The organism is Bradyrhizobium sp. CCBAU 11357, assembly GCF_028128865.1.
Classification (GTDB): Bacteria; Pseudomonadota; Alphaproteobacteria; order Rhizobiales; family Xanthobacteraceae; genus Bradyrhizobium.
The window spans coordinates 264,271-276,527 of the sequence record NZ_LBJW01000016.1 but is presented as its reverse complement, the minus strand read 5'-3'; the positions used below and the strand labels follow the sequence as shown (position 1 = coordinate 276,527).

The following is a 12,257-nucleotide window of genomic DNA, read 5'->3' as shown; positions in this document are numbered from 1 at the left end:
CGGCCGGCCGGGGGCAGGGCCATATTGCTGGCGAGCGATCCGGCCTGAACCGGATTTGTCGGGAGCGGCGATCCAAGGCTGCGCGCCTGCGCCAGGCTCCGAAGGGCGGGGTCGCGCGGTGACCGCCATTCGCTTCCGTGGGGAATTTGAACGCCTGTGCCATGCTGCAATTGACTTCCAGCCTTGATCTGTCCGCGCCAGCCGCCGCCGACGCGCCTCGTATGAGCAATGACGACAACCGTCCGGGCACTCCCTCGGGTCCGAGCACGTCGGTCATCACCAAGGTCAAGCCGAAGACCAAGCGGCCGAACCTGTACCGTGTGCTGATCCTGAACGACGACTACACGCCGATGGAGTTCGTCGTTCACGTGCTGGAGAAGTTCTTCAACAAGGACGTCGAGGCCGCAACCAAGATCATGCTGCACGTCCATCATCATGGCATCGGGGAGTGCGGCGTGTTCACCTACGAGATCGCCGAGACCAAGGTGACGCAGGTGATGGATTTCGCCCGCAAGCACCAGCACCCGCTGCAATGCGTGATGGAAAAGAAGTAAGCCGGCCAGCGGTGCGTTTGAAGGCGGCGCTCGTGCAAGCCGCGGTGTGATTGTCGCGTGACGGCTGCGCGCGATGGCGGTCGCAGCCGGCAAAACTACGGAATTCTGCGCTGGCGCCGATCCCGCCCAAATCGGAACGGGTTTTGCATTGAAAATAGCCCAGGTGGCTAGCTGCCGAGTCGCGGAACCGGTCTTTCGCCGCGATCTTGTATAACTATATGTGACAAAGGTTGTTGTTGCCTGACCGGGCGATGGCGATCATGATGGTGGGGGCCATAGAGGACGCGAATGCCGACTTTTTCCCAAAGCCTTGAACAATCCCTGCATCGTGCGCTGGCGATCGCAAACGAGCGTCATCACCAATACGCGACGCTCGAGCATCTCTTGCTCTCCTTGATCGACGACTCCGATGCAGCCGCCGTCATGCGCGCCTGTAGCGTCGATCTCGACAAGCTCCGTACGAGCCTCGTCAACTACCTTGAGACCGAATTCGAAAACCTGGTGACGGATGGCGCCGACGATGCCAAGCCGACCGCCGGTTTCCAGCGCGTGATTCAGCGCGCGGTGATCCACGTTCAGTCGTCCGGTCGCGAAGAGGTGACCGGTGCCAACGTGCTGATCGCGATCTTCGCCGAACGCGAGAGTCATGCCGCCTATTTCCTGCAGGAGCAGGACATGACGCGCTACGACGCGGTCAACTACATCAGCCACGGCATTGCCAAGCGGCCGGGCGTCTCGGAGGCGCGGCCCGTGCGCGGCGTCGACGAGGAGACCGAGACCAAGGGCAACGAGGACGCCAAGAAGAAGGGCGAGGCCCTCGAGACCTATTGCGTCAACCTCAACAAGAAGGCGCGCGACGGCAAGATCGACCCGGTGATCGGACGCAATTCCGAAATCAACCGCGCGATCCAGGTGCTGTGCCGCCGGCAGAAGAACAATCCGCTGTTCGTCGGTGAAGCCGGCGTCGGCAAGACCGCGATCGCCGAAGGCCTCGCCAAGCGCATCGTCGACAGCGAGGTGCCGGAGGTGCTGGCGGCCGCGACCGTGTTCTCGCTGGACATGGGCACGCTGCTTGCCGGCACGCGCTATCGTGGCGACTTCGAGGAGCGCCTGAAGCAGGTGCTCAAGGAGCTCGAGGCGCATCCCAACGCGATCCTGTTCATCGACGAGATCCACACCGTGATCGGTGCGGGCGCGACGTCGGGCGGGGCGATGGATGCCTCGAACCTGCTCAAGCCGGCGCTCGCCTCGGGCACGATCCGCTGCATGGGCTCGACCACCTACAAGGAATACCGTCAGCACTTCGAGAAGGACCGCGCGCTGGTGCGGCGCTTCCAGAAGATCGACATCAACGAGCCGACGGTCGAGGACGCCATCGCGATCCTCAAGGGCCTCAAGCCGTATTTCGAGGACTATCACCGGCTGAAGTACACCAATGAGGCGATCGAGGCTGCGGTGCAGCTCTCCTCGCGCTACATCCACGACCGCAAGCTGCCGGACAAGGCAATCGACGTGATCGACGAGTCCGGCGCGGCGCAGATGCTGGTCGCCGAGAACAAGCGCAAGAAGACCATCGGCATCAAGGAGATCGAGACCACGATCGCCTCGATGGCGCGGATCCCGCCGAAGAGCGTGTCGAAGGACGACGCCGAGGTGCTCAAGCATCTCGAGCAGACCCTGAAGCGCACGGTGTTCGGCCAGGACAAGGCGATTGAATCGCTTGCCGCCTCGATCAAGCTCGCACGTGCGGGCCTGCGCGAGCCGGAGAAGCCGATCGGCTGCTACCTGTTCTCGGGGCCGACCGGCGTCGGCAAGACCGAAGTTGCCAAGCAGCTCGCGGCGTCGCTCGGCGTCGAGCTGTTGCGCTTCGACATGTCCGAATACATGGAGCGGCACACCGTGTCGCGTCTGATCGGCGCGCCTCCCGGCTATGTCGGCTTCGACCAGGGCGGCCTGCTCACCGACGGCGTCGACCAGCATCCGCATTGCGTGGTGCTGCTCGACGAAATCGAGAAGGCGCATCCCGACCTCTACAACGTGCTGCTCCAGATCATGGACCACGGCCGGCTCACCGACCACAACGGCAAGCAGGTCAACTTCCGTAACGTGATCCTGATCATGACCACGAACGCGGGCGCTTCGGATCTCGCCAAGCAGGCGTTCGGCTTCACGCGCTCGAAGCGGGAAGGCGACGACCACGAGGCGATCAACCGCCAATTCGCGCCGGAATTCCGCAACCGTCTCGATGCCATCGTCTCGTTCGGCCATCTCAGCGTCGAGGTGATCGGCACCGTGGTCGAGAAGTTCGTGCTTCAGCTCGAGGCGCAGCTCGGCGACCGCGACGTCACCATCGAGCTGTCCGAGCCGGCCAAGGCCTGGCTGGTCCAGCATGGCTACGACGAGCAGATGGGCGCGCGTCCCATGGCTCGCGTGATCCAGGAGCACATCAAGAAGCCGCTGGCCGACGAAGTGCTGTTCGGCAAGCTGAAGGGCGGCGGCCACGTTCGCGTCGTGCTCGTCAAAGACGAGACCGACGAGACCAAGGAGAAGATCGGCTTCGAGTTCGTCGAGGGTCCGGTCACGCCGAAGCAGGAGAAGCTGCCCGGCGCCCGCAAGCGTCCGCCGGGCAAGTCCAAGCCGGGCGGCCCCGGCGGCTCGAAGGGGCCGACCTCGAAGGGCCCGCTGGTCAAGGTCTGATCGGATGAAATCGAAAAGGCCGGCTGCGAAGCCGGCCTTTTTGCTGCTTGGTAGTTACCGGGTTAGAGCATGATCCAGAAAAGTGTGTAGCGGTTTTCCGAAAAGATCATGCTCGAACAATAACCTGAAGCGCGATGACGATTGATCCCAATCGCATCGCACTTTAACTTTAGGTGCCGGTGTCGGGCGGAGGCGGCGCAGGTGCTCGCGGCTTCCGGGGCGTGGGCGGCCGTGCGCTGCGGGGAGGGGCCGCCGGCTGCATCGTCACGATGACCGGGTTCGGCTTGTGATCGGTCGCGGCTCCGGTCGCTGCGTCGACGCCCATGCCGATGACACCGCCCAGCAGGAGATTGCCGGCGAAACCCGCGGCGCCGCCCGTTTGGACGTCCCGGCTGAGCGGAACGATTTGCGGCTCATAGCCTTCCTTCTGGAAGGTGATCGAGATGTCGGCGTTCCGCTTGACGACCACCGAGCAAGGCGTCGTGCAGGTGGTCGGAACGTCCATTCCGCTGACGACGGCTTCCACGCCTGAAGGTGTTGATGAAATGCTGATATTCTCCGTCGTGCCGCGCGTGACCGACGCGCAGCCGCCCAGCATGACGCTGAGCGCCACAATTCCCAATGAACGCATGAAATGCCCCTTGTCCCACCGCCACTATGCGCAACCGGAGCGGGAGGGCAATAGGCTATTGCGCTGAATAGTTAAGCCACGCAAAGGTTGTGCACGACAATGCGCGAACCCGGGTGCTAATCCCCGCGCAGGCGCTGATCGTCCTGCACGCGGACCTGCTCGGCACCGCGCGCGCCGGCCGGGGAAAGCCGCAGCATGCTCAGCATCGCACCGCAGAGCGCAAAACCGACGCCCGCGAGCAGTGCCAGCCTGGTTCCGTCGAGTGGATAGCGGCCGAGCAACAGCGCCACCAGCGCCGCTCCGGTGGTCTGGCCGAGGAGGCGCGCCGTCCCCAGCATGCCGCTGGCGCCGCCGGCGCGCTCGCGCGGCGCGGCTGCGATCATGGTGCGGTTATTGGGGGGCTGGAACAGGCCGAAGCCGGCGCCGGCGAGCGCCATCCGCCAGATCACGTCGAGCGGCGTTGGCGTCGCCGGCAGGAAGGCCAGCGCGGCAAGGCCGCAGGCGAACAGCGTGAGCCCAATACCGCCGAGCAGGCCGGCCGGATAATGCTCGACCAGGCGGCCTGCGAGGGGGGCTGCAAACGCCAGCGCGATCGGCCATGGCGTGATCAACAGGCCCATATGCACGGCGGAATAGCCGAAGCGGCTCTGGAGATAGAAGGGGATCGCGACGAAGGCCAGCATCTGCCCGCAGAACGATGCGATCGAGGTCGCAATCGACAGCGCGAACACGGGGATGCGCAGCAGGTCGATCGGCAAGAGCGGCGAGGTCATGTGAGTCTCGCGATAGATCAGCAGCGCACCGGCAACGATCGCGACGGCGAACTGCACGAGGCAGGTGATCGCGGCCCCGCCATGACCGACACTGTCCACCGCAGCGATGCCGACGCCGAAGGTGATCGCCGACAGACCTGCACTTTGCCAGTCGAACGAGCGGCTCGCAGGCTTGGTGTGCGGCAGGCTGCGCAGGCCCAGCACCAGCGTCACCGCGCCGAGCGGCACGTTGATCGCGAACAGCCAGGGCCAGCTTCCGACCGCGAGGATGCCGGCGGCGAGCGTCGGGCCGATCGCGGCCGAGAAGGCGACGACGAGAGCGTTGAGGCCGATGCCGCGGCCGAGCAGGCTGCGCGGATAGGTGAAACGTACCAGCGCCGCGTTGACGCTCATGATGCCGGCCGCGCCAAAGCCCTGGAGGATGCGCGCGATCGTCAGCTGCGGCAGCGTGTGGGCCAGCGCGCAGAAAGCGGAGGCCACCGTGAACAGCGCCAGCCCGACCAGGTAGACGCGGCGATAGCCGACGATCTCGCCGAGCGAAGCCAGCGGCAGCAGCGAGATCGTGATCGCGAGCTGGTAGCCGTTGACGATCCAGATCGAGAAGGCCGGGCTCGCGTCGAGGTCGGCTGCGATCGTCGGCAGCGCCACATTGGCGATGGCGCTGTCGACCACCGCCATGACGATGCCGAGCGCAATGGTCAGCACCGCCTGGTTGCGTTGCGGCTGCGGCAGGCCGTCGGCATGCTCGATGGTGACTGTCGACATCGTGAGCGGCGTATCGTTGGCGAATCGGACTCGGCCACGGGCCGAGTCTTGCGCCAACAGGGCAGGGCCGCGATAGTTCCGGAACCGCACTGCCAGCGCGCCGTCGCCTTACCAAGCGTGCTTGATGCGACTGTCCTACACCGCCGGCGGATTGCGGTCGCTGAAGGTCACGCGCTGGTGCCAATAGGGGTAGGGCAGCGTCACCGTGCTCGCGGCATCGAGCTTTGCGACCTGGTCCTTGGTCAAGGACCAGCCGACCGCGCCGAGATTCTCGCGCAGCTGGGTCTCGTTGCGTGCGCCGATGATCAGCGTCGAGACCGTCGGACGCTGCAGCAGCCAGTTCAGCGCGATCTGCGAGACGCTCTTGCCGGTCTCCTTCGCGATCTCGTCGATGGCATCGACGACGCGGTAGACATGCTCGTCCGACACGGGCGGTCCGAACTCGGCCGTCTTGGGCAGGCGGCTGACTTCCGGTTTCGGCTGACCGCGGCGGATCTTTCCGGTGAGGCGCCCCCATCCGAGTGGAGACCAGACCACGGCGCCCAGCCCCTGGTCGAGGCCGAGCGGCATCAACTCCCATTCGTAGTCGCGCCCGATCAGTGAATAGTAGGTCTGGTTGGCGACGTAACGCGGAAAGCCGTGCTTGTCGGCTACGCCGAGCGACTTCATCAGGTGCCAGCCCGAGAAATTCGAGACGCCGACGTAGCGGATCTTGCCCGCGCGCACGAGCACGTCGAGAGTCGATAGCACCTCTTCGGGCGGAGTGAAGGCGTCGAAGCCGTGGAGCTGGAACAGGTCGATATAATCGGTGCCGAGCCGGCTCAGCGAACCGTCGATCGCCTCAAGCAGATTTTGGCGCGATGAGCCGATGTCGTTCGGGCCGTCGCCGAAGCGGAACGTCGCCTTGGTCGAGATCAGGACCTTGTCGCGGCGCCCCTTGATGGCTTGCCCGAGCACCCGCTCGGATTCGCCGAGCGAATAGACATTCGCGGTGTCCAACATCGACACGCCGGCGTCGAGGCAGATGTCCAGAAGACGCCGCGCTTCAGTCGCATCCGTCGTGCCCCATGCGGCGAGGCGGCCGACGCCGCCGAACGTGCCCGTTCCCAGGCTCAAAGCAGGCACCATGAGGCCGGACCGGCCCAAGCGTCGGTATTCCATCGATCTGCTCCTCGGCTGGCCGCTCGTTGATCGGTGCGGCCTTGGTGCCGAGTTTAGCGCAAGCGGGTGCCTTGTCCTATCACGCGCTCACATGGCGGCTCTGCTCGGGTAGTCCGCATTTTGCTAGGCCACGCTCGTGGTCTGCAAGTTTGCAGCCGAGATCTTCGCGCGCAGCCAAGCCTCGAATGCGCTGACATGGCTACGTCCTTTCGCCTCAGCCGAGCGCACCAGATAGTAGGAGACCGCCTCCACTTCGAATTCGGGTTGGCGGAACGGTACGACGAGCGTGCCCTTGTCCAGCTCCTCGGCGGCGAGGATTTCGCTCTCCAGCACGACGCCAAGACCCTCGACGGCTGCATCGATCGCCATGGTGGAGCGGTCGAACCACAATTCGTGACGCGCCTTGATGCTCGCGCCTGTGACCTTGCGCAGATAATCGGTCCAGGTCAGCGCGTTCGAGGAATGGATCAGCGTGGCGCGGGCGAGATCGCCGGGCTCGCGCAGGTCGAGCTGCTCGATCAGCCGCGGGCTGCAAAGCGGGCGCAGGCGCTCGGCGAGGAGCGGCTCAATCTGCCTGTCGTTCACGACCGGTGGGCGCCCATAGGCGATCGCGAGGTCGAAGCGGATGGTCTCGAGATCGCGCAAATCGGCGATGGTCGACAGCCTGATCCCGATCTCCGGATGCTGGCCGATGAAATTGCCGATCCGCGGTTGTAGCCATTTGGCGGCAAAGCTCGGTCCGCTGGCGATGAACAAATGATCGCGCTGCGATTGCGGCGCCACCAGCCGCGTCGCACCCATGATCGTGCCGAACGCGCGCTCGATCTCGCCGGCATAGAGGCGGCCGGCATTGGTGAGCACAGCACGGCCGGCGTGCCGCGAGAAAACGCGCACGCCGAGAAAATCCTCGAGGTTCTGGATGTGATGGCTGATCGCGGAAGGCGTGACCCCGAGCTCCTCGGCAGCGCGGCTGAAGCTGCCGTGGCGGGAAGCGGCTTCGAACGCCGACAGCGCCTTCAGCGGCGGCATGCGCGGCCGCCCCGTTGAGCTTGCTTCATCGGCTGCTGAGTTTTTTGAACTGGCGCCCATCATGTCTGCCCGGTTACGAATTTCTCCGTTGCACTGGCAAGTTTCGTACCGCGAACGCCCCGACGCAACAGCTTCGTGCCCACAACCTGACCCGAGACCGGTGAGCGGACTCCGCATCGCCGCTCCGTGCCCGCGCGGCAGATGCCGCTTGCTTAAGGAGACGCCATGACTTCAGCGCTGAAACGAGCCGCCGACGAATTTCTGGTGCGGTACGGCGGAGACGTGTTCCCGAACCTTTTCACGACCGCGAAGGGGACCATCGTCACCGACAGCGACGGGCGCGACTATCTCGATTTCACCTCGGGGCAGATGTGCGCGACGATCGGCCACAACCACCCTGCCATTGTCGCGGCGGTGGAGCGGGCCGGGAAGAAGGCGTTTCATCTCTTCAGCGGGATGATCCCCGAAGTCGTGGCCGAGCTCGCCCAGGTGCTGGCGACGGATTGGCTGCCCGGCGATCTCAAACGCTCGATCTTCATCAACACCGGCTCGGAGGCGACGGAAGTCGCGCTCCGGATGGCCAAGATGTACACCGGCGGCTATGAGGTGCTTGTCCTCGGCGGCTCCTGGCACGGCATCACCGGCGGCGCCGCCTCGGTCTCGATGGCGAGCGACCGCAAGGGCTATGGCGTGCCGCCGCCCGGAGTGTTCGTCATCCCCGAGCCGAATGCCTATCGTCCCTACATCGACAAGGGGAGTGAGGAAGCATCCGCGCTCGCCAATCTCGAGCTGGCGCTGAAAATGTTCGACATGCAGTCGAGCGGGCGGGGCGCGGCGATCATCGCCGAGCCCGTGATCAGCGCCGGCGGCGTGCTGGTGCCGCCGAAGGCCTTCATGGAGGCGCTGCGCAAGGCCGCCGACGAGCGCGGTATGCTGCTGATCTTCGACGAGGCCCAGACGGCGTTCGGGCGCGTCGGCAAGAAGACGGGATCGGAATATTTCGGCGTCGTCCCCGACATCATGACCATGTCGAAGACGCTCGGTGGGGGCCTTCCGCTCGCAGCGGTCTCGACCACCGAAGCGATCGAGAGCAAGCTGCACGAGGATCACTTCACCTATTACACCAGCCACGTCTCCGATCCGCTGCTGGCCGAGGTCGGGCTCGCGGTGCTGCGTGTGATCTCGCAGGAGAAGCTGGTCGAGCGCGCCAATGTCATGGGCGCCTATCTGCGCGGCCGGCTCGAGGGACTTCAGCAGAAATACGAGCAGATCGGCGACATCAGGGGCATGGGGCTTCTGCTCGGCGTCGAGCTGGTCACCGACCGCAACAGTCGGCGCGCGGCCCACCAGCTCGGCGGCCTGACGACGAAGAAGTGCTTTGAACATGGGCTGAGCATGAACATCCGCCGTCGCCCCGAGCGCGGATCGGTGTGGCGCATCGCGCCGCCGCTCACCGTGTCGACCGAGGAGATCGACCGCGCCGTCGAGATCCTGGACCGCTCCTTGAGGGAGAGCCTCGACGAATTGTCGCGAAATCCCGCCGCTTGATCAACAGTCCGGAGGCCGACATGATCCGCAGACACGCGCCGACGCTTGCCATTGCCGCACTTTCGCTTGCGCTGTTGGACGTTCCAACAGCGCAAGCGGCCAGCCCGACCCTCGAGAAGATCAGAGAGGTCGGCAAGATCACCCTCGGCTATCGGGAGGCTTCGATCCCATTCGCCTATCTTGGATCGGATCAGAAGCCGACCGGACTTTCGCTCGATCTCTGCTCCGCGGTGGCCGACAAGATCAGGATCGTGCTGCGACGGCCGGAGCTGGGGATCGACTACGTCCCGGTGAATGCGTCCAATCGCATTCCGCTGCTCCAGAACGGCACCATCGACGTCGAGTGCGGCAGCACGACCAACACCGCGGAACGTCAGAAGCAGGTTTCGTTCTCCGTCGCGACCTATGTGGCGTCGCCGCGCTGGCTCGTGTCCGTCGCCTCAGGGGTGACGGAGCCGAAGGGGCTCGATGGACGCACGGTCGTCATCACACAGGGCTCGCTGAATTTTGCGGTCGCAAAGCAGCTCCTCGACGAGCAGAAGCTGAACGTGACGATCGTCCAGGCCAAGGACCATGCCGAGTCGTTGCTGATGCTGGGAACGGGCCGCGCCGCCGCCTGGTTCGAGGACGACATTCTGATCGCCGGGCTCGTCGCGAACGCGACCGACCCCAAGGCATTCAGGATGTTGGCGGCGACCTATGCGCCGTCCTATTACGGGCTGATGACCCGCCGTGAGGATCCGGAGTTCAAGGCGCTGGTCGATGCCGCGATCAGGGAGCAGATGGCATCAGGCGCGTTCGACCGGCTCTATGCGAAATGGTTCGAGGCACCGATCCCGCCGAAGGGGCAGAACCTTCGGCTTCCCATGAGCGAGGCGATGAAGGCCCGTGTCGCATCGCCGAGCGATGCGCTCGCGCCGTAGGGGCGTCAATGCCGCAACTGGCTGTGCCGGAAGTCGCGGGGCGACGCGCCAAAATGCTCGCGGAAGACGCGGCCGAAATGCGAGAGGTCGTTGAAGCCCCAGGCGAAGGCGATCTCGCTGATGTGGCGATGGGCGAGCAGTGGCGAGGCGAGATCCCGCCGGCATCGGGCGAGGCGCTCGGCGAGGACATGGCGCTGGAAGGAGGTGTCCTCGTCCGCGAGAAGATCGTTGACATAGCGCGGCGAGATGCCGAGCGCGGCCGCGGTTTCAGCGAGCGAGAGATCGGGATCGGCGAGGTGCGCGCGGATATGCGCCTTCAATCGGTAGAGCAGGGCCGAGCGGTGGGTCGAGGACGGCAGCGATGACTTGCCGAGCCGCTCGCTCAAGGCCATCGCAAGCAGATCAACTGCCTGCTCCGACAGCGCTGTGGCGGTATCCGGAGCCAAACCATCCGCGTTCTGGCAGAGCGGGACAATGAAATCATAGGCGAGCCGCTCGAGCGGAGCGGCGGCGCCAAATGACATTGCGGTCAGCGTCTCGGTGCCGCCGAGCCGCCGCTGCAGCATCTCGCGCGGTACCTTGAAAATGGTCTGCGTGAAACTGTCGTTGAACTTCAGCTCGTACGGGCGCGTGGTGTCGTAGAGCGCGAACTCGCCGGGGTGGATCACGGTCTCGCGGCCGTCCTGTACGACGCCACCGTTGCCGCGATTTCCGAGGGCTACGAGAACGAAATCCTGGTGTGAACGCGCGATGCGCGACGGCGTGCGGAATACGTGCTGGCGGTCGGAGCAGACTTCGGAGCAAACCGCTTTGCCGAGCGAAGCCTGGGTGACCGACCCGCGAAAGGCGCTGCCGAGGTCCGACTTGCAGTCGAGCCCGACGAAGACGTCGCAGACGATGTCCTGCCAGAGAGCGAGCCGCCGATAGGCGGGACTGCCGTCCGTCGTGAACTGGATTGGCATCTGAACAGCCTCCCTTTCACATCCTGCAAAATCGCCCTGGGGAGCCAGTCTGACCGAAGGCAAATCCCGTACCGGTCGGTAGCGCGTCCAGTCGAGTTTTTGTTCCGCCGCGGTCGAGCGGCCGGCTGCCCGGCTTGGGCAAATAGACTGCATCGGACGTGGCTTGGGATCAACCGGCAATGGAGGCAGGAATGGGCATCGAGCATCCGAAATACAAGGTTGCGGTCGTTCAGGCGGCGCCGGCCTGGCTCGACCTCGACGCCTCGATCGACAAGTCGATCGCGCTGATCGGGGAGGCCGCGGAAAAGGGCGCCAAGCTGATCGCCTTTCCGGAAGCTTTCATCCCCGGTTACCCCTGGCATATCTGGCTGGACTCCCCTGCCTGGGCGATCGGGCGGGGCTTCGTGCAGCGCTATTTCGACAATTCGCTATCCTATGACAGCCCGCAGGCCGAGCGCCTGCGCGAGGCCGTTCGCAAGGCAAAGCTCACCGCCGTGGTCGGCCTGTCCGAGCGCGACGGCGGCAGCCTTTACCTCGCGCAATGGTTGATTGGCCCCGATGGCGAGACCATCGCAAAGCGCCGCAAGCTGCGGCCGACCCATGCCGAGCGCACGGTCTACGGCGAGGGCGACGGCAGCGATCTCGCCGTGCATGCGCGGCCCGACATCGGCCGGCTCGGCGCGCTGTGCTGCTGGGAGCATCTTCAGCCGCTGTCGAAATACGCGATGTACGCCCAGAACGAGCAGGTCCATGTCGCGGCCTGGCCGAGCTTCTCGCTCTACGATCCCTTCGCGCCGGCGTTAGGGGCGGAGGTCAACAACGCGGCGTCGCGCGTCTATGCGGTGGAAGGCTCCTGCTTCGTGCTCGCCCCTTGCGCCACCGTCTCGCAGGCCATGATCGACGAGCTCTGCGACCGACCGGACAAGAATGCGCTGCTGCATGTGGGTGGCGGCTTTGCGGCCATCTACGGCCCCGACGGCAGTCAGATCGGGGAGAAGCTGGCGCCCGATCAGGAGGGCCTGCTGATCGCAGAGATCGATCTCGGCGCCATTGGCGTTGCCAAGAATGCCGCCGATCCCGCCGGACATTATTCGCGGCCTGACGTCACACGGCTGCTGCTCAACAAGAAGCGGTACCAGCGGGTCGAGCAGTTCGCGCTGCCGGTCGATGCTGTCGAGCCCATGGACATTGCGGCGGCGGCCAGCTGATCGCTA

At 65.0% G+C, this 12,257-nt stretch carries 10 protein-coding genes; 5 read left to right on the top strand and 5 right to left on the bottom strand.

Annotated features, from left to right (window positions below):
- Positions 1-221 precede the first annotated feature (221 nt).
- Both clpS and clpA read left to right on the top strand, forming a co-directional pair.
- Positions 222-554 (top strand): ATP-dependent Clp protease adapter ClpS, encoded by a 333-nt coding sequence (gene clpS / locus XI05_RS04665; protein WP_172783349.1) that lies wholly within the window; start codon positions 222-224, stop codon positions 552-554.
- A gap of 288 nt (positions 555-842) precedes the next feature.
- On the top strand, positions 843-3,251 hold the full coding sequence (gene clpA, locus XI05_RS04660; RefSeq protein WP_172783350.1) for an ATP-dependent Clp protease ATP-binding subunit ClpA: 2,409 nt from the start codon (positions 843-845) through the stop codon (positions 3,249-3,251).
- Between the two features lie 169 nt (positions 3,252-3,420).
- On the opposite strand, the gene XI05_RS04655 is transcribed toward clpA, so the two are convergent.
- The 4 genes from XI05_RS04655 to XI05_RS04640 form a co-directional block, all read right to left on the bottom strand.
- Positions 3,421-3,882 carry a PEGA domain-containing protein gene (locus XI05_RS04655; RefSeq protein ID WP_271499073.1) on the bottom strand — a complete coding sequence of 154 codons (462 nt, stop codon included), beginning with the start codon at positions 3,880-3,882 and terminating at the stop codon, positions 3,421-3,423.
- Positions 3,883-3,998: 116 nt separating this feature from the next.
- A complete protein-coding gene (locus tag XI05_RS04650; RefSeq protein ID WP_271499070.1) occupies positions 3,999-5,420 on the bottom strand; it encodes an MFS transporter in 1,422 nt (473 codons plus the stop codon).
- A 135-nt stretch (positions 5,421-5,555) separates the two neighbouring features.
- Positions 5,556-6,581 carry an aldo/keto reductase gene (locus tag XI05_RS04645; RefSeq protein WP_271499067.1) on the bottom strand — a complete coding sequence of 342 codons (1,026 nt, stop codon included), beginning with the start codon at positions 6,579-6,581 and terminating at the stop codon, positions 5,556-5,558.
- A 123-nt stretch (positions 6,582-6,704) separates the two neighbouring features.
- The gene (locus XI05_RS04640) at positions 6,705-7,610 is read right to left on the bottom strand and encodes a LysR substrate-binding domain-containing protein (RefSeq protein WP_271499065.1); all 906 of its coding nucleotides are present in this window, start codon (positions 7,608-7,610) and stop codon (positions 6,705-6,707) included.
- Positions 7,611-7,835: 225 nt separating this feature from the next.
- Here XI05_RS04640 and XI05_RS04635 point away from each other — a divergent pair, with 225 nt between their 5' ends.
- Together XI05_RS04635 and XI05_RS04630 are read left to right on the top strand one after the other, a co-directional pair.
- On the top strand, positions 7,836-9,158 hold the full coding sequence (locus tag XI05_RS04635; RefSeq protein WP_271499062.1) for an aspartate aminotransferase family protein: 1,323 nt from the start codon (positions 7,836-7,838) through the stop codon (positions 9,156-9,158).
- A gap of 20 nt (positions 9,159-9,178) precedes the next feature.
- The gene (locus tag XI05_RS04630) at positions 9,179-10,081 is read left to right on the top strand and encodes an amino acid ABC transporter substrate-binding protein (RefSeq protein WP_271499059.1); all 903 of its coding nucleotides are present in this window, start codon (positions 9,179-9,181) and stop codon (positions 10,079-10,081) included.
- A 5-nt stretch (positions 10,082-10,086) separates the two neighbouring features.
- Here XI05_RS04630 and XI05_RS04625 read toward each other — a convergent pair whose 3' ends face one another.
- Complete coding sequence (locus XI05_RS04625; protein ID WP_271499057.1) at positions 10,087-11,043, bottom strand: helix-turn-helix domain-containing protein; 957 nt, start codon at positions 11,041-11,043, stop codon at positions 10,087-10,089.
- Between the two features lie 191 nt (positions 11,044-11,234).
- Here XI05_RS04625 and XI05_RS04620 point away from each other — a divergent pair, with 191 nt between their 5' ends.
- Positions 11,235-12,251, top strand: coding sequence for a carbon-nitrogen hydrolase family protein (locus XI05_RS04620; RefSeq protein ID WP_271499055.1), 1,017 nt, complete (start codon positions 11,235-11,237; stop codon positions 12,249-12,251).
- Positions 12,252-12,257 lie beyond the last annotated feature (6 nt).

Bases quoted from the DNA above. Each gene is read 5' to 3' on its own strand.
- clpS (WP_172783349.1), top strand. From the start codon at position 222: ATGAGCAATGACGACAACCGTCCGGGCACTCCCTCGGGTCCGAGCACG.
- clpA (WP_172783350.1), top strand. From the start codon at position 843: ATGCCGACTTTTTCCCAAAGCCTTGAACAATCCCTGCATCGTGCGCTG.
- XI05_RS04655 (WP_271499073.1), bottom strand. From the start codon at position 3,882: ATGCGTTCATTGGGAATTGTGGCGCTCAGCGTCATGCTGGGCGGCTGC.
- XI05_RS04650 (WP_271499070.1), bottom strand. From the start codon at position 5,420: ATGTCGACAGTCACCATCGAGCATGCCGACGGCCTGCCGCAGCCGCAA.
- XI05_RS04645 (WP_271499067.1), bottom strand. From the start codon at position 6,581: ATGGAATACCGACGCTTGGGCCGGTCCGGCCTCATGGTGCCTGCTTTG.
- XI05_RS04640 (WP_271499065.1), bottom strand. From the start codon at position 7,610: ATGCCGCCGCTGAAGGCGCTGTCGGCGTTCGAAGCCGCTTCCCGCCAC.
- XI05_RS04635 (WP_271499062.1), top strand. From the start codon at position 7,836: ATGACTTCAGCGCTGAAACGAGCCGCCGACGAATTTCTGGTGCGGTAC.
- XI05_RS04630 (WP_271499059.1), top strand. From the start codon at position 9,179: ATGATCCGCAGACACGCGCCGACGCTTGCCATTGCCGCACTTTCGCTT.
- XI05_RS04625 (WP_271499057.1), bottom strand. From the start codon at position 11,043: ATGCCAATCCAGTTCACGACGGACGGCAGTCCCGCCTATCGGCGGCTC.
- XI05_RS04620 (WP_271499055.1), top strand. From the start codon at position 11,235: ATGGGCATCGAGCATCCGAAATACAAGGTTGCGGTCGTTCAGGCGGCG.